Below are 22,766 nucleotides of genomic sequence, written 5' to 3' on the forward strand. Positions count from 1 at the left end.
CACGGCTTGGCGGATGGATTTCCGTACTACTGCAATGCAGAGGGGCTGAATGTATTTTTAAATGAGCTGAAGATGCGTTGCTTTCAACCCGCTGGTCGTTTTACAATTGCAGAAATTGATGGTGTTCGCCCTGACGAATTAAGCGACTCTATTGGGGAGGACGGTTATTTCTCCACAATATTTGATTTTAGCCATATACGCTTTAATCTAAGTGATCCGCAGTGGGCGCCTCAGGCGAGCAAAATGATGGAGGAAATTCGCCGCCGCGTTTTTGCAAAACAAGATGATGCTGAAGATAAAGGCTTTCTTTGCATTATTTTAGAAAATCACGATCAGCCGCGAATTGCAGACCGCCTAATACCGCAGCAACACATTGTTTTTTACAGCCTTTCGATGCTGGGGTGTTATACTTCTTATAAACACTGTTACAGAATGCAAAACGAACTTTTCACTTACGGCTTGCAGCTTAAGGTACTCGCACGACTCCCCAACATAATTTCGATGCCGCGTAAACTTGTACATTTAGATACCTCAAACGCGTTCGGGCAAGCTCGGTGGCGCGTATAGTTTTGCGCTCTAAGAGCAACATAATAATAGAGATAAGCTTATTCATTTTCACGCTGTATCAGTCACTTAATAAAAAAACTTGGCTTTATTATAAAATGATGACATACTGCTGTCAACGCTTGTATGCTACGCTTATCCTATCACAAATTAAAGGAGTGTTTTCAATGTCATTGAGCATGTATATCAGATTCAACGGCAACTGTCGTCAAGCGGTAGAATATTATGCAGAAGTTTTAGGCTGCCAAAAACCAAACATCCTAACGTTCGCACAATTCCATAATGAATCAGACTTTCATATGTCTGAGAAAGAAAAAAATTATATTATGCACACATGCTTAAGCATTAACGGGCAGGATGTCATGTTCTCTGATTGCCTGCCGGGAATGCCCGTTACTCTAGGTAATAATTTTAGCCTGGCATACAGCACAAAGAACAAGGAGGAAATAACTCACATATTTAACCGCCTAAAGGACGATGGCGGACAAGTAGGCATGGAGCTTCAAGAGACATTTTGGAGCGACTGGTACGGTTCTATAACTGATAAGTTCGGTATCGGCTGGCAATTTACTCACGACAGTGCTGAAGCGTTGTAAAAGAGAGCGGCTATTGTAAAAAGTTGATAGGATGAAGTTACCACACATCATTCTGAAAGGCATTTAAGTGCTGTTGAAAGCTACGTCATCTGGAAAGCAGTGTAGAGAAAACGCTCTTTGCAATATACCTTGCTATTGCACCGCAACCGGTTTTGATATTATTATCAGTGTTTTCAATTCGTGTTAGGCATAAAAAACTAGGCTAAGTCTTAGGTCAACTTAACACCTACACACTTGCCTAGTTAATTGTTAATTAAATTGGGTGCTTTATTTTTGCTGAAATATATTACTTCTTTGTACGCTTTTTATTGGCTTTAAGACAATATTTTTCTGTTCTGCAGCAGTTTGAAAAACTGTTACTGCAACATTTGCTTTTTCTTTTAACACTAAGTTTTCACATGCAGTTTTTGAATTAATTTGTTCTATAATATTTTTCAAATCATGCAAATTTAAAAGGTTTACAGCTATACTAAAAAAGCTCTTTCTACGTCCATCGTTATAGTTTTCAAGCAAGTGTTTTAGTATTTCAGATTTTTCTATTAATTCAGAATTGTATTGTTCTGTACCTAATATAGGATATAAGCGCTCTTTTTTCCACCGCCATGGACCCTTACATAATAATTATTTCGTCTTACCATTTTACAATCTGGGCATATTCTTGTTGTGCAATTTTAAGAGCTTCTTTCGATGTTGTGGCATTACAATACGCATTTTTAACGGCTTTGCCAATGATATTCATTAATTGACGTTCATCTAATGTGCACGGAAAAGCCTGATGTGCCCGATAGTGTTTCGATAGTGAAAATCCGCTTTTTACAAGCTCTAACCATGGGAAAGCATCAATTAATTCATAATTTTCGTAAGTTTGTTTGCATGCTGAAACACTGCCCAATAAAGTGGCAGCCGACGAAACGGGCTCGCTGCATACCCATTTTATAAAAGAAAGTGCAGCATCTGCTTTTTCGCTGTATTTAGAAACACCTAAAGTTCCTCCACCCAGTACGGGGTTGTTGCCCGGTACAAATGTACAGCCTATGTTGCCTATTATTTTTGATGAATGTTTTAATAAATCGGATGCATAGTTGCTGTAGAGAATCGCCATGGCGGCATTGCCTTGCGAGAATTCTGCGGCAGTATCTTTCCACCAATTATTATATTGCGGTTTAGAAAATGTTTTGAGTTCAATTAACTCATTCAACGATTGCTCTGCTTCAGGGGTATTTAAAAGTAAATTTCCGTTGTCATCAAAAAGGCTTTTGCAATGGCTGAAAAATCTAGCTAAAAACTCTGAACAAGCAACACCGGAACTACCTAAAGTAAGTGTCGCCCCATATTCAACAGGCGAAGCGGGATTGTATCGTTTAGTAAAAAACCGTGAAATTTTATTGAATTCATCAAATGTTGTAGGAGGGGCGAGCGGGCGCTTGTATTGTTCTTGAAACATACGCTTTAAAATTACACTGTCAAATAAATCAGTACGATAAAACAGTAACTGAATACTTGGTGTAGTGGGAAGTGCAAAGATTTTATTATTTACGATGGAATAAGATTGCAGTACTCCATCCAGATATCGATTGGAAAGAGAGTTAATGTTCGGGTCAATATCTTCAAGGGGGAATAATATTTGGTTGGCAAACCAAGATAGCCATGTAACATCAAGCCGAATCACATCATAAATCGGGTGATTGCCCAAGTTCGAAATAATATCATGCAGTTCTTCGTAAGAAAAAACAGCAATGTTTATGTTAGTACCTGTTGCAGCTGTATATAGGGGAGACAAATTTTGCATGATAGAAGCTTCGGGGCTGTCCAGAGTTAAAACATTAATGCTTTCGGGTGCAGGTTTAATCAGCAGGCACTTATCAAACCAATCGCGAAAGCCATAATTATTTAAAATTTTTGTGCAAGAAGATGTACTATCTTCTATTTGCAATAAAAGCTGACTTGCAGATTCTTTTCCCAAAAGGCGATAGTTTAATTCATATTTTTTAAAATCATTTTCAGGCATTGTAAACACAGGAGAAACTGTATACAAAGACAATTTTACGTCGCTGTAAAAATTTTTCCAAATATCTTTAACCGTTTCTGCAAACCCATAATTTGAAATGAAAATTGCATTTAACGGGGCAGCAGAATTAAATAATTGTAAAGTATTTTGGCTCTTACGCCGCATATCTGTTTGGATATGTGTAAAGCGGCAAGAGCCGTTTTTTTGTATACTTTCGCAAAATGCTTGGTAAATTTCAAGCTCATTAGAAAAAGTAAGATTCCCAGTTAATAGCGAAACCGAACTGTAATTTTTATTAAGCGCTTGAATTGCCAAATCATGCCCACATTTTTTATAATCAAAACCAATGTAGCAACAATCTGTATTTGGCTTGCGTTCTACGAATAATACAGTGTGTGGAGGAAAAACGTTTTCAAAATAGTATGTTGGAGCATCTGCCAGACATGATATTGTAGCAATGCCGGCAACTAAAGCAGATTTAATTTGCACGATCATGTCTTTTTCCAAGTTGGGGTTATCGTTGGTAATATACTGCAGCACAGAATAGCCATGGCTTTCGGCATGCGCTTTAAAGCTCATAAAAAAGTCGACATAAGGTTTAAATAAGATATTGGGCAGAATTACTGCCAGTATTTGAGAGCTGCCTTTTCTTAACAATTTTGCACGTTCATTAATTGTATAACCAAGTTCTAATGCGGTCTTTTCTACAAGCTGAATTTTTTTGCTGCTAACATTGCTTTTTCCGTTTAGCACGTTCGAAACAGTCCCCTGCGAAACACCGGCAAGTTTGGCAATATCTTTAATAGTTGGCATAAGACCTCCAAATTGAAACATTATAATTTTTTAAGTAAAGCCCTTTTAAAACACATAATACGATTTTAACTGCTTATTTTCTTATTGAAATTATAATAGTATTAAGATATAAATTCAATAGTTTTCCTATCTAGTTGTTGATATTAACAAAAACCAAACAACAAAACTGTTGCTTCTGCAAAAATTCAAATCAAATTATACAAAAAATATTGACACGTTTCAATTTTTAAATTACAATGAAGCAACAGAAAAGGAGTGTAGGACTTGAAACAAATTAAAAACGATAGATTACTACAAACAATACAAGACAAAAAAGTTTTAATAGCAGCACATCGAGGTACATGGGGCGGCAACATCATTCAAAATACAATCGGCGCTTATGAAACATCGCTATTAAGCGGAGCACATATTATCGAAGTAGACGTCGTTCAATCAACAGATGGTGATTTTTTTGCATTTCATACGGGACAAGAACCCGGGCTGTTGAGAATTGAAAAAAACTTAAAGGAAATGACGACTGCCGAAATAGAAGCATGCAAATTTACAAATTGTACGCAAGAGTTTGTTTCAGAAAAAATTAACCGATTGGATGATATTCTAGAACATTTTAAAAACCGCTGTCTTATTAATATCGACAGAAGCTGGTGGTTTTGGGAAGATACCATTAAACTTTTAAAACGCCACAATATGCCCGACCAAATTATTTTAAAAAGTGCACCCGAAAAAGAACTGCTGCAAGTGTTGCAGAATATTGGCGCAGAATTGATGTATATGCCGATTATACGCAGAGAAGGGCAGCTTGAGACGGCAAAAAATTATGCGGTTAATTTAATTGGCACAGAAATTATATTTAACACAGAAGAAAGCCCGCTTGTAACAAATAGCTTTATAGATAACTTACATAATGAGGGTTTACTGGCATGGGCAAATGCAATTACGCTGGATGATACGACCTATCTTTCTGCAGGACATGATGACAATACGTCTATATTACAAAATATGGACAAGGGTTGGGGGTGGATAATCGACAAAGGATTTGACATTATTCAAACAGACTGGCCTCTGCATTTAAGCCAATACATTAAGAACAACTATGGAAAGGGAGAAAAAATATGAAAAAATGTCTAGCTATTATTTTTGCTTCGGCACTGCTAATCAACTTAGTAACAGCATGCGGCAAGGGCAAACAAACCGGTTCGAGCGAAAGCAGCTCAGATAATAAGGGTAACAGTGTAGTTACCATCAACTATTATGGCCGCCCTGATGATAAAGGCGTAGAATCTACCATCGTCGCAAATTTTGAAAAACAAAATTCGGATGTAAAAGTAAATTATGTAGAATTACCTGACTCATCCGGTGACCGTTTGAAAACAATCAGCACGGTACTGCAATCGGGCGATGATTCGATAGATGTATTTGCAGGAGATGTTGTTTGGCCCCCAATTTTTGTGTCGGCAGGCTGGGTAATTCCTTTAGATGATTATTTGAAACCAGATGAACTAAATGGTTATTTAGCTGGCCCGTTAAGTGCATTCCAAATGCAGGGCAAAACTTATGGTCTCCCGTTTATGGCAGATACAGGCGCGCTGTACTATCGTTCTGATCTGCTTGAGAAGTATGGCAAAAGCGCCCCTAAAACATGGGATGAAATGCTGCAAACCGCAAGTGAAATTCTTAAAAAAGAAGGCAACAAAGACCTTCGCGGTTATAGCTCTTACTGGAAGCAAGCAGAAAGCCTTGCTTGTGTAGCCATTGAAATTTACTGGGCAAACGGCGGTAACATTGTAGATGAAAATGGAAAAAGCATTATTGATGAAAGCAAAATGACAGCAACTTTAGCTATGATGCAAAACATGATGAAAACAGAAAATATGACTGTTGATGGCATTGAAACCTTTGGTACTGCAGAATCTCGTGCTGTTGTCACTGCAGGTAACGCTATTTTTACACGTGATTGGTTAAGTGGATATGCGCCGTTTAATGATAAAGAGGCATCCGCTGCAGCAGGCAAAATGGAAATTGCAGCACTGCCCGGAAACGGTACTTTAGGCGGCTGGGGTGTTATGGTTTCTGAGTACTCCAAAAACAAAGATGCAGCGGTACGTTTTGCAAAATTCCGCGCAAGCTACGAAAGTCAGGTTCTTGCAAACGAAATTACCAGAATTGTACCAACGATTAAATCTATGTATGAAGATAAAGCTGTGCTTGAACTTACGCCATATCTGCCGAAGTTTATCCCTGTGTTGGAGCAAGCAAGGCCCAGACCGCAAAGCCCTTATTATGCAGAGCTTTCCGGCATTATGCAATTGGAAATTCACAGTGTAATCTCCGGGCTGACAACTCCTGAACAAAGCGCAGCAAACATCAAACAACAAATTGACGCTTTGCTTAATTAGCGGCTTTTGTTCTTGCAGCAGGTTTTATTCTGCTGCTAAATAATAGGAGGATGAACCATGGAACGCAAAAAAACAAGAATGGGGTATATGTTATTACTCCCCAGTATACTGCTAATCGCTGTTTTGATTTTGTATCCTACTATCAGAACGGTTATAGATAGCTTTTTTGAAATCAGAATTCAAACCGCAGCGCAGGGTGCCAAATTTGTTGGGTTTGAAAACTATATGAAAGCCTTTAAAGACCGACACTTCTGGGATACAACAATTTGGACTTTAGCGTTTACTATTGTATCTGTTGGTTTGGAGTTAATTATCGGAATGGGACTTGCGCTGCTTATGAAGAAGAAAATTCCGGGGCAAGGTGCCATTAGAACCGCAGTTTTGGTTCCGTGGGCAATCCCTACGATTGTTTCTGGCATTGTATGGACGCAGTTTTTCTCTCAGAACGGGTTAGTAAATTACATTAGTACAACACTTGGGCTATTAGATGCACCGTTTAGTTGGCTTGGTAAAGAAGCAACTGCAAAGCTAGCTGTTTTAATTGCGGATATTTGGAAGGCAACACCGTATATGTCATTGCTTTTATTGGCAGGGCTGGTAACAATTGCTCCCGAATACTACGAAGCAGCTGAAATTGATGGAGCAAGCAAAATAAAACAGTTCTTTCATATTACAATACCTCTCATTAAACCAACCATGATGGTAACCATTCTGTTTAGAATTATTTCTGCAACACGCGTTTACGATTTGATTGTTGCAATGACAAATGGCGGTCCGGCAGGGAAAACCGAAACAGTATCTATGTATGCGGTTAATACTTATTTTACTTACGGCAATATTGGTTATGGTGCAGCTATTTCTGTTATAATGCTTATTCTTTCGGTTGGTATCAGCATGTTCTTTACTGATAGCCTAAAATCTAGGGTGGGGTGATAATTCATGAAAAAAAATAAAAATGCTGTCGGCAAAATAATATATCCTTGTTTTTTAATAGGCTATTTGTTTGTCATGATTTATCCTCTGCTCTATATGCTATCTGCTTCTTTTATGACAAAAAAAGAGTTAAACTCTATTCCGCCAAAATTCTTCCCATCTGGGTTTAATTTGCAAAATTATATCGATGCCTTTCAAAGGCAGCCGTTATTGCGTTATATATTGAATAGTTTTATTACCACAATAATTGCTGTTTTGATATGTATTGCAGTTGGCTGTATGGCATCCTATGCATTGGCAAGAACCCAAATCCGTTTTAAAAAGACATTTCTAATCATGGTTTTGGCAATTTCATTGCTGCCAACCATCACCCTAATTAACCCCATTTTTAAAATGTACAGCGAATTGGGGCTATTAAATACACACTTTGGGTTAGCGCTAATTGTATCTGTTTTAGATTTGCCAATGACAATTTGGTTTCTTACAGCAATGTTCAAAAATGTACAACCTTCTATTGAAGAAAGCGCACAGCTTGATGGTGCGAACATGTTCCAAATATTTGTACGCATTCTTTTACCATTGATGAAGGCAGGTATTTTCTCAATCAGCATATTAGTATTTATTGGTGCTTGGAATAGATTCTTGCTGTCGCAGGTGCTAAACCAATTTGAAAATTACAGAACGGTTGTTGTGGGCTTAACGTTATATCAAACAACCCATACTATACCGTTTGGTACGGTTGCTGCTGCGGGTATCATTACTATTTTACCGCTTATGGTCATGGTTCTCATCTTCCAGAAAAATATCTTAGGAGGCATTATGGAAGGCGGTGTAAAAGAATAAAAACCGTTTCACAAATTCGAGATAGCTAGAAAGCTTTATTTATGTATTATTCATAAAATTGTAAAAATGAAATATAGTATAGAGACGCTAAAGACGCAGCCCCTCTTCTTGATAAGAAGAGGGGCTGCGTTATAAAAAAATAGAAAATATTATATAACGAGAAGGAGAACCGAGTGGAAACGATTGAAAAATTATGGAATCTTACAGAACTGTCGATTGTTTCAAGTGCCGTCAGGGTACTTTTTTCGATGTTGGCAGGGATTGTAATTGGTTGGGAACGAGGCAGAAAGGGAAGACCTGCCGGAATAAAAACGCATTCATTAGTGTGTATGGCATCGGCACTTGTAATGATGACAGGGCAATTTATTTTTAATGAATTTGGAGGCTCTAATGATGTTGCACGCTTGGGCGCACAAGTAATTAGCGGAATTGGATTTTTAGGTGCAGGAACTATTATTTTAACCGGCAACAACAAAGTAAAAGGGTTAACTACAGCCGCCAGTATTTGGTGCTCGGCTTGTATTGGGTTGGCAATCGGTATAGGTTATGTTTCTGGTGCTTTATTAATGCTGTTTGGCGTACTGTTTATATTTATTGTTATAAGCAGAGTAGAAGAACTTGTTAACAGGCATTCAAAAGTAATGGATATATATTTTGAAACAAATGAATTGCACTGCATAGGGGAGATTATAAAGACTGTAAAAAAGCAGGGCTGTAAAATTAACGATGTTCAGGTTGCACGGCAAGATAAGGGATATAAGAAAAAAATTGAGCGCGGAGTATCTGTATTATTGAATTTATATTTAAAAAATTCAAGTCAGCGTAATTCGATCCTTCTATTTCTAAGTGAAAATCCCAGCGTAGAAATGGTGGAAGAGGTTTAACGCTTTTAATTATAAATATTTCTTCTTCGCTGAACGAAAACTCTTTTAATACGATCCGTCCTTTCCCCACCTAGTAAAATTAGGCACGAATATCGTCATCTGTTCGAATTCTTGTAACCTTGTGCCGTACATAGATAGTTCTGACATTATATCTTTAATTCTGGAAATAAAAATAGGCTAAGTCTGTAGGTTATAAGTTGACCTAAGGTTTAGTCTATTTCCATTTACATATAATTTGTAAAGTGTAACTCTATAAGTTTATAGCTATCTATATTTTAAAGCTCAACTTTTTGTCGTTGCTATTATCGTTTTCGCGTGCCTTGAGTGGTCAAAAAGACCGGTACCCCCTTGGAGAAAGCCCTGCTTACTGCATCCTCCTTTGTCAAAAAAACCTTTATATACTTAGTCTAAAACCTGCTTTTTCAATTGAGCATAAATTAATTCTGCAAACTGCCCGTATTTTTTTACTTCTTTCAGGTAAAATCGCTTTAATGCTTCTTTCTGTGAAAATAATGGTATTCCCATCCCTAATAACACAGGTGCAATCTGTATTATCATATTATCTATCATATCATTATCTAATAAAGGAGCAACTAATGTGTTTCCTCCAATAATCCAAATGTTTTTATCCTTTTCTATTTGTTTAACAAACTCTACAATATCACAATTAATAGGAATAAACCCCTTAATGGGTAAGCTTTCAGCATGTGTAAAAACATAGTTTTTCGTAGACGGATAAAAACTATCTATATTCTGCATATTTTGAATTTCATTAAACGTCCTTTTACCCATGATAGTAATATCCATACTTTTATAGAAACTTTCATAATCGGTTTCTTCTATTGTTCCAGCCTGATAAAGCCAGTCCAAATTATGGTTTTTATCAGCAAGATAGCCATCCATAGTTATGCAGCCATAAAAAAACACACTCATTTTAAACCCTTTCTAATACGTGCACATAGTAATCATATTAAATTACAAATCAAAGTAAATACAGTTAGCATTTTTACTTTATTTGCAAAATGATCATTTACTATATACATCAATTATGAGTATTTGATAAACTCCTGTTTGTTTATGTTTCTATAATCATTTTATCTTCCAATTATGAGGAATTCAAGCATGAATTCTAAAATTCTTTGTCACTTATGAAAACGGCAAAGAACAAGCCGAAATTCACACTTTTTTGCCTGTTTTTAAGCCTCAAAATTGCTCCAAAACCACAACATCTTTTGTTTAGCCCTTGCTTTTTTACACTGACCATATTTCGCCATCCTTTTGCGCTTTAAACATAGATGTATTTTCCTATAAACCGTCAATGTCAACAATAACTTTGAGGTATGCATGCAGAATGTATTTCTAAATTTCTGCAAAACCTGAAATTGATTGATTTATATAAATCTGTGTATAATTTATTGACGAAACCTACTTTAATATATATACTGTGTCGTAGGAGGTGTTGAAATGAAAGAATGTTTACATTATAGGAACAATGAAAATAACGAACATTGTATTTCTGTTTTCTATAAATAGATTTCTATCAATGGATAACTATATATCATAAACAATATATAGTGGTAGAAATTATTTTATCCCAATACAGAAAGGATTTTATATTATGAATAATAATGTAGTTGTTAGATTAGATTCTTCAAAAGTAAGCAGAGCAGTAGGCAATTATTCTCACGTAACAAAAATAGAGCCCAATGCAACATTTTACACATTTTCTGGTCAAATTGGAGCAGATTTAGATGGAAATCTTCCTGAAGAATTCAATCAACAAGTAGATAATACATTTTTAAATATATCAAACCTATTAAAGAGTATCGGTTTAACACCGGATAATGTTATTAAGGTTAATATATGGTCGACAGAAGAAATTGACTGGGATTACTTTGATAAAGTATATAATGGCTTTTTTGGTAAGCCTTCCCCTTCAATGACTGTCGCTTATGTAACTGCATTAGGGTTAGAAGAGATAAAATTAGAAATTGAAATATGGGCAGCAAAATAATTTTATCCTATACTCGTATATAGAAATATTTTATTATTAAAAAATGTCCTCAATGTTTTAAAAAACGTTGAGGACATTTTTCATGCCTATAAAATAGATCAATATGCAGTCAACATATTTATAATAACTATTTCTTGATTTATTCATCACTAATATTTACATGAAGAACACTTCTTGGTGTGTGGGGAGGATTCCGAAATCGTGCAGTCAGTATCATAAGTTCTATTTTCATGATGGGGGCTTCCATTACCATATCAGGCTTATTGCCGCAAAGCTCATTTGTGATTTTTGCTTAGTGTAGCTTGCTTATGGGGTTTTCTGCCCCTTTCTATGCAGGGGTGCAGACTGCATTAATTCAAAGTAAAATTTCATCCGAATTTCTAGGACGTATATTTGGACTGCTTAGTAGTCTGAATTCCTTTGCTATGCCGCTTGGACTAATCCTATCCGGTGTTTTTGCTGACAAGATAGGGATTCAGCATTGGTTTACCATTACCGGCATTCTTATATGCCTTATAGGTGCATTAGCCATGACGATATCATCCATTCGGAAAATTGATCAATAAAAAGGAGAAATTATAATGCTTAATAACAAGAAAGTTGAATATATCTTAGAAAAAATCACCCATTCTCTTATTGGAGTAACGGGAGTTGATGCAATTGTCTTAGGAGGTTCTCGTGCAACAGAAACCTCTGGAAAGGATTCCGATATTGATATCGGAATATATTATGATTCTTTCACCTTTGATTTTATAACCTTTCGACAAAAAGCTATTTTGCTTGATGATGAACATCGCCAAGATGCTATAACACGTCCCGGAGATTGGGGCACATGGATCAATGGAGGCGGCTGGCTGAAAATAGATGACATGGCAGTAGATATTCTTTTTCGAGAGACCAAAAATGTTATTGCCGTTATTGAAGATTGTGTGGAAGGAAACATCACAATTGACTATCAATGAGGTCATCCATTTGGCTTTGTCAACTCTATCTATATGGGCGAGGTCGTATACTGTAAAATATTGAACAGCAATAATCAGTTGATTCAGAAACAAAAAAATAGCCTAAAATCCTTTCCGCCAATTTATCAAAAGGCAGCAATCGTAAAGTTTATGTGGGAGTGTGAATTTTCTCTGCTTTGCGGAAAAAAATCCATTCAAAAAGGAGACGTTCTCTACGCCGCCGGTTCGCTATTTCGTTGCTGGATTAGTTTACTGCAAGTTTTGTATGCCATAAATGAGTTATATATGCTAAATGAAAAAGGTTGCCTGCAAAGACTTCAGCAACAAAAAGATGCATACATTCCAAAAGGGTTTGCACAGGATGTAGAAGCTGCACTGTATAACCTCACTCAAGAAAGTATTGCTTCAAGCTTTGATAAAGTTCAGCAACAATATGACTTGCTCAATCACTATATACAGGCCAATACTCTGTCATAACATACACAGAGTCTGGTCTAACCATTAATAAATTAAAGAAAGGAAACGGAAAATTGTAAAATCTTCTGTTGTATATGAGGAACTGTTATGTTTACATCAAAAAGTACAGTTTATTTTATATAGTTTTTCCTTTGTATAATCGTAGGGCATTCCTGCGAACAAAACACTGTGATTGTATTGAAAGGAGAAAAATATGTTATTGCTTACTCAAGAAAAAAATATTTTTATAGGGTACTCCAAGAAAAACCTGTTTTAGATTGATTGTCAATAATTGTAGAATTAGATTTTAATTTAATCCTTGATATTTCTTTTTTTACACTTTCCTTAAGAATAGTCACTACAATAGCTTCAACTGTTGGCGCTAAGAAACATGCCATAATATATTCCTCATTTAAATAAAAATATAAAATTAGTAATCAGCAGATTCTCGATATCATTTGGTTTTCTAGCATAGTTAGTATTCGTTCTCCTCCGAGCGATGTTCTAAGACAGACCTTGCTGTATGACTTGTCGAATTTTCCAATTATTCGAGAGTTATGACAATTGTCTAATGTATTAATCATATTAAGAATGTTTGTACCAAAGCCTTTTTCAACAACAAGTATCATCCTGCCTTCGCTGGCAAAGTATAAAGGGTCTGTCCCTAAAAGTTCATGAACAGATTTTACAGCTGATCTTATTTGTAATTTTTCTTCTTCGATTATTGCTCCAATATTGTGACTTTCAGATATTTCACAAAGTGCATTTGCAACACCTCCACGTGTAGGGTCTCGCATAAGCTTAACATATTTGATGCTATCACCAAGTTCATAAATAATTTCTGAAAGCGGGTTGCAGTCGCTTTTAAAATCTCCTTGTAACCTAAGGTCATTTCTTTCAAGTAAAATAGTAGTTCCATGTTCTCCTATGGTGCCTGTAAGTATAATTTCATCACCTGAAGTAATGTGCCTTGGATTGAAGAACTCATGTACTCTTCCTATACCAGAGGTATTGATATATACACCGTCCACTAATCCCTTTTCTACAACCTTTGTATCCCCAGCTACAATTTTTGCTCCTACCTTTTTACATATATCACTCATGGATTTCGCAATCATATCCAGTTTTTCGATTTCAAACCCTTCCTCAATAACAAAACCCGCACTCAGATATAGGGGAACTGCTCCAGCTGCTGCCAAATCGTTGACTGTCCCACATACGGCAAGTTTTCCAATATCTCCGCCTGGAAAAAAGATTGGCTTTACAACAAAGCTATCTGTAGTATAAGCAAGCCGTCCTGCTTCCATTTGAAAAATAGCAGAATCTTGATATCCAGTAAGAATTTCATTGTCAAAATGCTTATAAAAAATATTTCTAATCAGCTTATTTGTCTGTAGACCTCCATCACCGTGTCGAAGTGTAATTCGTTTATCCAAGGCTATAACCTCCATATCTATAATACGATGCACATGCTCCCTCTGATGAAATCATACATGGACCTATTGGATGTTCAGGAGTACATTTACATGCGAAATTCACACACATATCGGGAGTTTTCTCTCCAATAAGTACTTTCCCACATTCACATTCTTTAGGAAAAAGATTAGAACTTGATTGCATTTTAATGCCAAATTTTATCAAAGCATCGTACTCTTTATAGTTTCTGTTTAATATTAGACTGGAATCTTTTATCATTCCTATGCCTCTCCAATTTACGTCAGATATCTCAAACACTTCATTTATAAGATCAAGTGCGAGCCTATTTCCTGTGTCACATACACATCTCTTATATGTATTCATGAATTGAACAGGAATTTCTCCTGTAATTTGCCTACATAAAATACTAATAGATGCAATAATGTCCATTGCCTCAAACCCACATATGACTGCAGGTATATTGTAATCTGTGGTTATCGGTAAAAAAGGGGCTGTGCCGGTTATGGCTGCAACATGACCGGGACAAAGCATACCATCAACATTAACGTTGTCTTTTCCAAGTATAAATCTAATTACTGGCTTCATTTGCTTTATCGATGTTAGTAAAAACAAATTATTTATTCTTTCTTTGCGAGTCATTTTAATAAGGGCAGCATACAAAGGTGCTGTCGTTTCAAACCCAACTGCTGCAAATACAATATTTTCATTTTTACGTTTTTTTGCTATATCAAGTACATTTTCCGGAGAATAAACTGTTATTACTTTTTTACCAAAAGCCAGCTGTTCTTCCAAGCTGCCATACGAGCCGCGAACTCTCAATAGATCTCCAAATGTAGCTACAACAACATCTTCATATTCTAAAAGCTTTATTAATGTGTCAATATAGCCAGGCTCAGTTACGCAAACTGGGCAACCGGGTCCTGAAACAAGGTGAATTTTTGGAGAAAGAAGTTTTCTAATTCCAAATCTGGCTATTTGATATGTGTGTGTGCCGCAAATTTCCATAATACGAATATCGTTTGTGATAGATTTATTAATTTGTGCAACAGCTTTACCAATTAATATTTTATCTTCTTGCGTCATGGTATATCCCTCAGCATATTTTGAAGAGTGTCTCTAAGAAAATTATAATACTCATCATCAATTTTATTAATTGCAAATCCTGCATGCACCATAACTTTATCTCCAACCCTTGGATTATCAATTAGCAAAATGTTGACTTCTTTATGAACTCCCATTATATCTACCTCAGCATGAGAACTATCAATGTTGATTACTTTTGCTGGAACCGCAAGACACATAATGATTCTCCTTTAAAATAGAACCGGCAGCCACCGCCTGTCCAAAAGATATTCCACCGTCATTCGAAGGTGTCAACCGATTATAATAAACATTAAACTTTAAATTTCTAAGTTTAGAAGCGAGTCGTTCTAGTAAATATATATTTTCAAAAACTCCACCACTTAGTACAATATCCTTTATTTCTGTTTTTTCACGGATTTTACATACACATTCAGCGGTAGATTCAATCAAAGTGTTATGAAACTTTGTTGATATAATGGACTTTTGTTCTTGTTTTCTTATATCTCTTAAAATTTCATTTAAAATATGTTCATACCCTAGTACAAAACCATCTTCGGTATTAATAATAGAATATTTATAAAAATCATAAATTTCTTTATCAACAATACTTTCTAATTCAATTGCAGCTTGCGCATCATAAGTGATTTGTGTTTCAAAACCACATAGAGCCGCAACACAGTCAAAAAATCTCCCCATGCTGGACGATTTAAAACACTTAATTTTATTCTTAATTGCAGACTTAACCATTTCTATTGCTAATAAATTAATTTGTGGTAAAAATTCTTGTGGATCAATATCAAGAGCTAACAGATAGGATAATGCACACCTCCATGGTTCCCTTACTACACTATCGCCTCCTTGAAGGGTTACATATTTTAGATGACCCACTCTTTTAAATCCAGAAAAAGAGCCAACAAAAAACTCTCCACCCCAAATCGCATCATCTGTACCCAGCCCCGTTCCGTCGTATATAACACCTATCGCCTTATTTGACAATTTGTTTTCAGCCATACAGCCAGCCATATGTGCATGATGATGCTGAATTGCAATTTTTTTACCAACTTGTTCTTTTGCATAGCGTGTAGAAAGATAATCCGCATTAAGATCATACGCATAAATGTCTGGACAGTAACGAAACAAACTTTCAAAATGCTTAATTTGCTTATTAAAAACTTTATAAGTTTGATATTCATTTAGGTTTCCTATGTATTGACTTACTGTGGCATAGCCATTTTCAGTAATACATAAAGAGCATTTTTGCTCAGCTCCAACTGCCAAAACCCTACTTTTAGCTTCTATTGGTATTATCAAAGGAGCGTAACCACGTCCACACCGAACAAGTATCTCGTAGCCATCTGCAACTTTTACAACTGCATCATCCACTGGTACAATAATTTCACGATTGTGTACTAAAAAATAATCTGCAACATGACTAAGAGAACTTACGGCAACGTCATCTTGATAACAAATTGGAGAACCGCTGATATTACCACTAGTCATAACAAGATAGTTTGTTTCATCGGAAAAAAGGAGAAACTGAAGTGGGGCATAGGGAAGCATAATTCCAAGCCTTTTTTGATTTGGTGCAATATCTTGAGGTAAATACTCTGGTGATTTTTTTTGGAGCAATAAGATTGGCTTTTTACTTCCTGTTAAAATTTCTTTTTCTTGTTTTGATACTTCACAAATCTTATTAATTGATTCTATATTACGAGCCATTACTGCCAATGGTTTATGCGGTCTATGTTTTAGCCTTCTAAGTCTTTGCACAGCAGTCAAATCTTTTGCATTGCAACATAGGTGATATCCTCCAATTCCTTTCACCGCAAGAATTTTACCTCGACAAATCAACTGCCTGGCAAGCTTTACACAATCAGATGAATCTACTGTATTTCCATGGGCATCCAACAGTTTCAGCACTGGCCCGCAATCAGAGCAGCAATTTGTTTGAGCATGAAATCGTCTATTTCTCGGGGTACAATATTCACTTATACATTGTGAGCACATTTTAAATTCAGACATAGAAGTAGTTTCTCTGTCATACGGCAGGCTACTTATAATAGAATATCTTGGTCCACAATTTGTGCAGCTTATAAAAGGATATTGAAATCGATTGTTGCCTAACGTATTAAATTCTTTTATACAACTTTTGCATACTGCTATATCAGCTGGCAAGAAATTTGCTGTATTTTCCTCAGCATCACTAGTTTTTATTGAAAAATCGGTGTATCCAAAAAGTTGTTGAGATTTTATTTGAAAGTCTGTAATAGTAGCATTACTTGGATATTCATTTTGCAGAATATGAATAAATTCTTTGATACTATCTTCTTTTCCCTCAACATCTACTATAACTCTTGAACCCCCATTTTCCACCCATCCATTAAGGTGCAAACGATTTGCAACTCTAAATACAAAAGGTCGAAATCCAACTCCCTGAACAATTCCAGTTAGAGTAATAATATATCTATTTACATCACTCACAACCATCACCGTCTATACTTTTTATAACTGCTGTAAGTTTTGCATATGGCTTACGTTCAACGTTTATTACTGTCCAGTCGCCGAACATCTCGCTGTCCCTATCTTTTAAATGAGATAAAAGATGTGGTCCATCAATATGGCTGCCTTCGTCAACTTCTATATTTATTTCATTTATTTTAACAATTGAATTTTGCTTACAAAGAGTAACAATAGATTGATATATTTTCTCTATCAAATGTGTATCATGCACGTTCCATTTCCTCCTTTATATTTAATATAGTGTTTAATACGGATTCACAAATTTGCACATAGCATTTTTGCAAAGGATCACTAAATTCAAAGCCAAATCCTATTTCGGCTGCTTCAATGCCAATAAAGTAACCTTCTATTTCCGGATAATGCAATTCAATTAAGTCTAACAGGCTGAATTCATGTTGTGTTCGTAGTTTTCTACGGTTTTTTAATGCGTCAACAAGACACATTATCTCAATACATCCGGGGTCTTTTCCTTGAGTCATAGCGTCTATTATAATTAAAAAATCATCTGGCTTAATTTCATCAAAACAGCATTGAAAGTCTGTTTCTCCAACTATTGAATTAATATTATGTGTATGAAGGTTATCCTCAATTGTTTCGACAACCTTTGAGCCAATTCCATCATCACGCATAATTACGCTTCCAATGCCTATTACAACGATTCGTTTCATCATGGCACCACCTGCATTGTTTTGATTAAATTGCCATTTGAGTAAACATGAGTAGCGCAAGAAATACATGGATCAAATGAGCGTATGGTTCTTCCTATCTCCACTGGATTATCATAATCTTTTATTATTGTGCCAATCAATGCTTTTTCACCCGGCCCCGGTAAATTATCTTCGCTTCTTGTTGAAAGATTCCATGCAGACGGTGTAATAATTTGATAAAGGGATATGACACTATCTTCTATTTTAATCCAATGACCTAAAGCACCCCGTGTAGTATCAATCAAACCTGCACCTTGAGCATTTTGTGGGGCTTTATATTCTTTTTGGACAGAAACACCGGGAATAAGATTACTAAGCAGTGTAAACATAATATCTGCTATTTTTTTTGCTTCCAAAACTCTTGCCAAAGTTCTATCCATAGTAGATATTCCGTTTCTATAATCACCAGATAGCCACATTCTTGCTAACGGGCCAACCTCATAAGGAAGCTCTCTATACCTTGGTGCTTTTACCCATGAGTAAGCATCGTCCTTTTTCATGCTTGGTTCAGCAATTGTTTGATAGGGAGTATATGTATCAGAATTTGCTACGTACCATGATGAATAAATATTTTCAGTAATTTCTGTTGGATCAAGTTTCATAATTTTGCCGTCACTGTATGCTGAAGGATTAACAAAAAGGGTTCCCAACTTTTCATATCCGTTAAAGCAACCATAACTTAAAAGATTTCCATAACCTCGTCCAATTTTGAAGTACTCTTTATAGTATCCAGCGATTGTATAAGCATCTGGTATCATTTTTTTACAGATAAAATCTCTAATATTATTTAGGAGAAAACACAGTTGCTTTATTTTTTCTGGTGTTGCTTGTGTAGTAATTCCACCAATAAAAACTCCGTGATTATGTGGAGCTTTTCCGCCTAAAATTGCCAGCATTTCATGTGCATTTCTGCTGTATTTGAGAGAATCAAAATAATGCTGTACAATCAAATCGTTTTTTTGTTTTGGCAACCTAAAATCATTATGGTCCGTTTCAAAAAGTGTGTTTCCTTCAGGTAACCTTATAAAATCGGGGGCCGTATACTGATAAAAGTGCCTAATGTGATTTTGAAGGAACTCACACCCATGAATTATATCTCTCAAATATCTACCTTGCTGAGAAGGAATAATGCCCATAGCATTTTCTAAGGCCAGTGTAGATGCGATAGAATGAGCGGTTGAACAAATTCCACATATTCGCTGTGTAAAATATACCGCATCGAAAGGACTTCTTCCTTCAAGCATTTTTTCAAATCCTCTGAAAAGCAAACCTTCTGTTTTCGCGTCTATTATGGTGTTTTTATCAATCATTGCGTCTATTTCCATAAACCCGCTGATTCGGGTAACCGGACTAATTTTAATTCTCTGCATTGTTTTTCGCCTCCCTTAAGTAGTGTTGTAGCTGATAAATGGCTCCATTTTATCGGGAAAGCCAAACATGGCACAACCAATACAAGGGCTATCGTCGCCAATGGGCCAGTTTACACCTTCGTTCCATTTTCTAACTGGGCAATCAACTCTTGTAACTGGTCCTCTACATCCAAGCTTAAACATACAGGTTTTTTCGCCAAGCTTTGATGCAAATATACCTTTATCAAAATATTTTCTACGGGGACATATATCATGAATTAATGTGCTGTAAAACATAACTGGTCTTTGTCTATTATCCAGTTCGGGTTCTCCAAAAAGCATAATATAAGCCAGTGTTCCCATAAACCAGTCTGGATGGCATGGGCAACCTGGCAGCTTTATAACCTTTCTGTCAAGTAAATTCTGAATGCCAACGCATTGGGCTGGATTTGGTCTTGCAGCCGAAATTCCTCCATCAGAAGCGCATGTACCCACGGCAATGACGTGTGCAGCTTTTTCACCAAATTTTTTAATTGCTTCATATGCGGTTACAGGCTGGCCTCTACATCTTCCAATAACATTGTACAAACCGTTATCCTTTGTTGAAACAGCTCCCTCAACAGCTAATATGTAATCGTCATCGATAACACTAAACAGTTTTTCCATGGCGGCTTCACCCTCTGAAACCATCAGACTGTTGTCGTAAATGAAATTAACCATTTGAGTTGCAAGACTTTTAAAATCTGGATTTGCTCCGTCCAGAAGAGAGATGATATTTCCTGAACATCCGGTAAGTTCAAGCCATATTAAATTTCTTTTCTTTATTCTTTTTTGTTTAACACCGTCTATTACCTTATTAACAAGCACTGAAGTCGTCTCTAACCTAGTGTTAAAATTAGGACAATTGCTATTAACCTGATTCATTCTACCATCTTCCCAACCACCTTTAATTTGCTTAAAATCGGTTGACCTGCGTGGCATGAAGCGAACTGACTAGTTACATCAGTACCTGCCACAAGTCCGAAATGTGTTGCTCCTCCCCAAGCTGCATTATTCGTTACATCATACACTATACCATTTACCGCTACATACGCTGGGTTACCATTCCTCCCATTATATTTTGATAGCTCAGCTTCCGTAAATGTTCTTATTGTATCTATCTGAGGACTATTAGTGTTTTCACTATTCTGTAAACCTTGCACCAACATACAAAGATTGGATATATTTTTACGCAATTGGTTTAAAAGTTTATTTTTAACACAAGAGTTTGTGGTTGTATATAAACAGTCAATAATGTTGTTTATTTCGTTTAAATTATTGTTTATTAAATTTATCATAATCTTACTATTCATCATGCAAAAATCTCCTTATATATCTATTAAATATAATTACATTATATTCTATATAAATTCAAATGTGTTTATATGGGTTTACTTGAAAATACTCTTAAATCAGTAAACCAGTAAACGATTTTTGTTACTGTCATCATAATTGATAAATAAAAAGGTTAAGTTTTAAATCTTTTAAAGACCTAAAACTTAACCTTTTCTTTTTGATATTATTCATTTACTTACACGATATTTATATGGTTTGAAGACACGTTATTGAATCTTTTTCTAATATTAAAGTTTTAATATGCATTCTTTCAAAAGAAAAAACACTTGAAATTTTAGATTTTTTACCCATGTCATCTATATTTTCACCATTATTTGAGGCTCAAAAACGGCACTTTTTTACCCATTTTCAAGCCTCAAGATTGCTCCAAAACCACAATATATTGTGATAAAAGTCTACTTTTCGCCCTCTGAACCACATTTCGTCATCATTATTATCGCTTCCACGTGCGTCGTTCTTGGGAACATATCCACAGGCTGTGCCTTTATGGTTTGGTAGCCTAGTGTTTGCAGTACCGCAAGGTCGCGTGCAAGGGTGGCACTGTTGCATGAAACCATTACAATACGTTGCGGGTTCATATCAGCTACCGTTTGCAGTACCTCGGGTTCACAGCCCTTACGCGGAGGGTCAAGTATTACAACATTTGGTGTGAGACCTTGCTGCTTTAACATAGCTGCGGCACCTTTTGCATCATCGCAAATGAAGCGGGTATTGGTGATACCATTGTTTATTGCATTTTGTTTTGCGTTTTCTATTGCAGCCGGGATTATTTCAACACCGATGAGTTCATGCACCTTGTGTGCCATAGAAAGCCCGATAGTGCCCGCACCGCAGTAGAGGTCGAGCAGCAGCTCATTTCCTGTAAGCTCTGCAAAGTCTGCGGCAATGTGGTAAAGTTGTTCGGCACCTTCTCGATTTACCTGATAAAATGATAGGGGAGAGAGCTCAATTTTTACACCGCACAAAATATCGGTAATGTGGTCTTTGCCCCACAGTGTTTTACATGTTTTGCCCAGAATCACATTAGTCTTTGCTTTATTGATGTTGAGAACAATCGATTTTACCGATGGACAATTGGCAATTAATTGTTTAATAAGCAAATCGCTGTGAGGTATTTCGTCACCGTTTATTACAAGGCAAACCATCGTTTCATCGGTTGCCTGTGCATCACGAATGTATACGTGTCGCAGTAAACCGTCATGTTTTTCCTCATTGTAGGTAGAAATATGCTGCTCTTTGCAGAAATCTTGCACAGTTTGCAAAATTAGCTTGAAATGTGGCGGATTGAGCTTGCAATCAGTGCATTGAATGACACGGTGGCTGCGTTTGCCAAACATGCCAAGGCACACACCTTGCCCATCATCTCGGATAGGGCACTGCGTCTTGTTGCGGTATCTGTCTTGTTGCGGTGAGCCGATAATGGGCAAAACGGGTGCAGTAATACCCCCGATGCGCCTCAGATGCTGCGTTACCCAGTTTTGCTTTATAGCGAGCTCTGCTTGATAGGAAATATGCCGCAGCGAACAACCTCCGCATTGGCGGTATACGCTACAATCCATTTCAATACGGTCGGGCGAGGGCTCAAGCATTTCTTCGATAATACCATATCCAAAATGCTTTTGCAGCTTTACAAGGCGAACACGGAGTTTATCTCCAACAGCAGTACCGGGGACAAATATTGTAAAACCATCTACTTTGCCAACGCCGTTTCCTTCATCCGTAATATCAACGATTTCTATTTTAACGATTTCATTCTTTAATAACATGTTGTTTTCCTTCCAAATTGTTTAGATAATGGTATTTTAA

At 36.4% G+C, this 22,766-nt stretch carries 24 protein-coding genes; 10 read left to right on the forward strand and 14 right to left on the reverse strand.

The features are described from left to right. The first annotated feature begins 6 nt into the window (after positions 1-6). Both EDD70_RS03175 and EDD70_RS03180 read left to right on the forward strand, forming a co-directional pair. The gene (locus EDD70_RS03175; RefSeq protein ID WP_092753092.1) at positions 7-567 is read left to right on the forward strand and encodes an alpha-amylase family protein; all 561 of its coding nucleotides are present in this window, start codon (positions 7-9) and stop codon (positions 565-567) included. A gap of 164 nt (positions 568-731) precedes the next feature. Next, the gene (locus tag EDD70_RS03180) at positions 732-1,160 is read left to right on the forward strand and encodes a VOC family protein (RefSeq protein ID WP_092753090.1); all 429 of its coding nucleotides are present in this window, start codon (positions 732-734) and stop codon (positions 1,158-1,160) included. Between the two features lie 267 nt (positions 1,161-1,427). Here the strand turns inward: EDD70_RS03180 and EDD70_RS03185 are convergent, their stop codons facing one another. Together EDD70_RS03185 and EDD70_RS03190 are read right to left on the reverse strand one after the other, a co-directional pair. Continuing rightward, on the reverse strand, positions 1,428-1,673 hold the full coding sequence (locus EDD70_RS03185; protein ID WP_123811007.1) for a hypothetical protein: 246 nt from the start codon (positions 1,671-1,673) through the stop codon (positions 1,428-1,430). Positions 1,674-1,791: 118 nt separating this feature from the next. Then, entirely contained in the window at positions 1,792-3,981 is a 2,190-nt protein-coding gene (locus EDD70_RS03190) for an extracellular solute-binding protein (protein ID WP_092753086.1), read from the reverse strand. A gap of 264 nt (positions 3,982-4,245) precedes the next feature. Here EDD70_RS03190 and EDD70_RS03195 point away from each other — a divergent pair, with 264 nt between their 5' ends. The 5 genes from EDD70_RS03195 to EDD70_RS03215 all read left to right on the forward strand — a co-directional run bounded on the left by EDD70_RS03195 (position 4,246) and on the right by EDD70_RS03215 (position 9,037). Then, on the forward strand, positions 4,246-5,097 hold the full coding sequence (locus EDD70_RS03195; RefSeq protein WP_092753084.1) for a glycerophosphodiester phosphodiesterase family protein: 852 nt from the start codon (positions 4,246-4,248) through the stop codon (positions 5,095-5,097). Next, positions 5,094-6,377 (forward strand): ABC transporter substrate-binding protein, encoded by a 1,284-nt coding sequence (locus EDD70_RS03200; protein ID WP_092753082.1) that lies wholly within the window; start codon positions 5,094-5,096, stop codon positions 6,375-6,377. Before EDD70_RS03195 ends, EDD70_RS03200 begins: the two co-directional genes overlap by 4 nt. Before the next feature lie 57 nt (positions 6,378-6,434). Further along, complete coding sequence (locus EDD70_RS03205) at positions 6,435-7,310, forward strand: carbohydrate ABC transporter permease (RefSeq protein ID WP_092753080.1); 876 nt, start codon at positions 6,435-6,437, stop codon at positions 7,308-7,310. Positions 7,311-7,316: 6 nt separating this feature from the next. Beyond that, the gene (locus EDD70_RS03210; RefSeq protein ID WP_092753078.1) at positions 7,317-8,153 is read left to right on the forward strand and encodes a carbohydrate ABC transporter permease; all 837 of its coding nucleotides are present in this window, start codon (positions 7,317-7,319) and stop codon (positions 8,151-8,153) included. Between the two features lie 173 nt (positions 8,154-8,326). Next, entirely contained in the window at positions 8,327-9,037 is a 711-nt protein-coding gene (locus EDD70_RS03215) for an MgtC/SapB family protein (protein ID WP_092753076.1), read from the forward strand. Between the two features lie 402 nt (positions 9,038-9,439). On the opposite strand, the gene EDD70_RS03220 is transcribed toward EDD70_RS03215, so the two are convergent. Beyond that, on the reverse strand, positions 9,440-9,940 hold the full coding sequence (locus EDD70_RS03220) for a dihydrofolate reductase family protein (RefSeq protein ID WP_341465116.1): 501 nt from the start codon (positions 9,938-9,940) through the stop codon (positions 9,440-9,442). 715 nt (positions 9,941-10,655) lie between these two features. Between EDD70_RS03220 and EDD70_RS03225 the strand changes: the two genes are divergently transcribed. The 3 genes from EDD70_RS03225 to EDD70_RS03235 all read left to right on the forward strand — a co-directional run bounded on the left by EDD70_RS03225 (position 10,656) and on the right by EDD70_RS03235 (position 12,490). Further along, on the forward strand, positions 10,656-11,051 hold the full coding sequence (locus EDD70_RS03225) for a RidA family protein (RefSeq protein ID WP_092753072.1): 396 nt from the start codon (positions 10,656-10,658) through the stop codon (positions 11,049-11,051). 581 nt (positions 11,052-11,632) lie between these two features. Beyond that, entirely contained in the window at positions 11,633-12,013 is a 381-nt protein-coding gene (locus EDD70_RS03230; RefSeq protein ID WP_092753068.1) for a nucleotidyltransferase domain-containing protein, read from the forward strand. A 60-nt stretch (positions 12,014-12,073) separates the two neighbouring features. Beyond that, on the forward strand, positions 12,074-12,490 hold the full coding sequence (locus tag EDD70_RS03235; RefSeq protein ID WP_123811008.1) for a hypothetical protein: 417 nt from the start codon (positions 12,074-12,076) through the stop codon (positions 12,488-12,490). A 224-nt stretch (positions 12,491-12,714) separates the two neighbouring features. Here the strand turns inward: EDD70_RS03235 and EDD70_RS14875 are convergent, their stop codons facing one another. The 11 genes from EDD70_RS14875 to rlmD form a co-directional block, all read right to left on the reverse strand. Then, on the reverse strand, positions 12,715-12,867 hold the full coding sequence (locus tag EDD70_RS14875) for a hypothetical protein (RefSeq protein ID WP_162840836.1): 153 nt from the start codon (positions 12,865-12,867) through the stop codon (positions 12,715-12,717). A gap of 39 nt (positions 12,868-12,906) precedes the next feature. Then, on the reverse strand, positions 12,907-13,905 hold the full coding sequence (hypE, locus tag EDD70_RS03240) for a hydrogenase expression/formation protein HypE (protein ID WP_092753064.1): 999 nt from the start codon (positions 13,903-13,905) through the stop codon (positions 12,907-12,909). After that, positions 13,898-14,989, reverse strand: coding sequence for a hydrogenase formation protein HypD (gene hypD, locus EDD70_RS03245; RefSeq protein WP_092753062.1), 1,092 nt, complete (start codon positions 14,987-14,989; stop codon positions 13,898-13,900). The genes hypE and hypD overlap by 8 nt, the downstream gene beginning before the upstream one ends. Then, entirely contained in the window at positions 14,986-15,207 is a 222-nt protein-coding gene (locus tag EDD70_RS03250; protein WP_092753060.1) for a HypC/HybG/HupF family hydrogenase formation chaperone, read from the reverse strand. The genes hypD and EDD70_RS03250 overlap by 4 nt, the downstream gene beginning before the upstream one ends. Beyond that, positions 15,170-17,470: a carbamoyltransferase HypF gene (gene hypF, locus EDD70_RS03255; protein WP_162840835.1), complete on the reverse strand. Its 2,301-nt coding sequence runs from the start codon at positions 17,468-17,470 to the stop codon at positions 15,170-15,172. The genes EDD70_RS03250 and hypF overlap by 38 nt, the downstream gene beginning before the upstream one ends. Beyond that, positions 17,463-17,720: a hypothetical protein gene (locus EDD70_RS03260; protein WP_092753056.1), complete on the reverse strand. Its 258-nt coding sequence runs from the start codon at positions 17,718-17,720 to the stop codon at positions 17,463-17,465. Before EDD70_RS03260 ends, hypF begins: the two co-directional genes overlap by 8 nt. Continuing rightward, positions 17,713-18,180, reverse strand: coding sequence for a hydrogenase maturation protease (locus EDD70_RS03265; protein ID WP_162840834.1), 468 nt, complete (start codon positions 18,178-18,180; stop codon positions 17,713-17,715). The genes EDD70_RS03260 and EDD70_RS03265 overlap by 8 nt, the downstream gene beginning before the upstream one ends. Beyond that, entirely contained in the window at positions 18,177-19,586 is a 1,410-nt protein-coding gene (locus EDD70_RS03270) for a nickel-dependent hydrogenase large subunit (protein WP_092753052.1), read from the reverse strand. Before EDD70_RS03270 ends, EDD70_RS03265 begins: the two co-directional genes overlap by 4 nt. Positions 19,587-19,601: 15 nt before the next feature. Then, on the reverse strand, positions 19,602-20,489 hold the full coding sequence (locus EDD70_RS03275; protein WP_092753050.1) for a hydrogenase small subunit: 888 nt from the start codon (positions 20,487-20,489) through the stop codon (positions 19,602-19,604). Continuing rightward, on the reverse strand, positions 20,486-20,920 hold the full coding sequence (locus EDD70_RS03280) for a cytochrome b5 domain-containing protein (RefSeq protein WP_092753048.1): 435 nt from the start codon (positions 20,918-20,920) through the stop codon (positions 20,486-20,488). The genes EDD70_RS03275 and EDD70_RS03280 overlap by 4 nt, the downstream gene beginning before the upstream one ends. Before the next feature lie 435 nt (positions 20,921-21,355). After that, on the reverse strand, positions 21,356-22,726 hold the full coding sequence (gene rlmD / locus EDD70_RS03285) for a 23S rRNA (uracil(1939)-C(5))-methyltransferase RlmD (RefSeq protein WP_092753045.1): 1,371 nt from the start codon (positions 22,724-22,726) through the stop codon (positions 21,356-21,358). Between the last annotated feature and the right edge of the window lie 40 nt (positions 22,727-22,766).

This window comes from Hydrogenoanaerobacterium saccharovorans (assembly GCF_003814745.1).
In the GTDB taxonomy this organism is placed as follows: domain Bacteria; phylum Bacillota; class Clostridia; order Oscillospirales; family Ruminococcaceae; genus Hydrogenoanaerobacterium; species Hydrogenoanaerobacterium saccharovorans.

Excerpts from the sequence above, each read along its gene's own strand:
- EDD70_RS03180 (WP_092753090.1), top strand. The coding sequence starts at position 732 with ATGTCATTGAGCATGTATATCAGATTCAACGGCAACTGTCGTCAAGCG.
- EDD70_RS03190 (WP_092753086.1), bottom strand. The coding sequence starts at position 3,981 with ATGCCAACTATTAAAGATATTGCCAAACTTGCCGGTGTTTCGCAGGGG.
- EDD70_RS03200 (WP_092753082.1), top strand. The coding sequence starts at position 5,094 with ATGAAAAAATGTCTAGCTATTATTTTTGCTTCGGCACTGCTAATCAAC.
- EDD70_RS03205 (WP_092753080.1), top strand. The coding sequence starts at position 6,435 with ATGGAACGCAAAAAAACAAGAATGGGGTATATGTTATTACTCCCCAGT.
- EDD70_RS03210 (WP_092753078.1), top strand. The coding sequence starts at position 7,317 with ATGAAAAAAAATAAAAATGCTGTCGGCAAAATAATATATCCTTGTTTT.
- EDD70_RS03220 (WP_341465116.1), bottom strand. The coding sequence starts at position 9,940 with ATGGATGGCTATCTTGCTGATAAAAACCATAATTTGGACTGGCTTTAT.
- EDD70_RS03225 (WP_092753072.1), top strand. The coding sequence starts at position 10,656 with ATGAATAATAATGTAGTTGTTAGATTAGATTCTTCAAAAGTAAGCAGA.
- EDD70_RS03230 (WP_092753068.1), top strand. The coding sequence starts at position 11,633 with ATGCTTAATAACAAGAAAGTTGAATATATCTTAGAAAAAATCACCCAT.
- EDD70_RS14875 (WP_162840836.1), bottom strand. The coding sequence starts at position 12,867 with ATGGCATGTTTCTTAGCGCCAACAGTTGAAGCTATTGTAGTGACTATT.
- hypD (WP_092753062.1), bottom strand. The coding sequence starts at position 14,989 with ATGACGCAAGAAGATAAAATATTAATTGGTAAAGCTGTTGCACAAATT.
- EDD70_RS03250 (WP_092753060.1), bottom strand. The coding sequence starts at position 15,207 with ATGTGTCTTGCGGTTCCAGCAAAAGTAATCAACATTGATAGTTCTCAT.
- EDD70_RS03265 (WP_162840834.1), bottom strand. The coding sequence starts at position 18,180 with ATGATGAAACGAATCGTTGTAATAGGCATTGGAAGCGTAATTATGCGT.
- EDD70_RS03270 (WP_092753052.1), bottom strand. The coding sequence starts at position 19,586 with ATGCAGAGAATTAAAATTAGTCCGGTTACCCGAATCAGCGGGTTTATG.
- EDD70_RS03275 (WP_092753050.1), bottom strand. The coding sequence starts at position 20,489 with ATGAATCAGGTTAATAGCAATTGTCCTAATTTTAACACTAGGTTAGAG.
- EDD70_RS03280 (WP_092753048.1), bottom strand. The coding sequence starts at position 20,920 with ATGATGAATAGTAAGATTATGATAAATTTAATAAACAATAATTTAAAC.
- rlmD (WP_092753045.1), bottom strand. The coding sequence starts at position 22,726 with ATGTTATTAAAGAATGAAATCGTTAAAATAGAAATCGTTGATATTACG.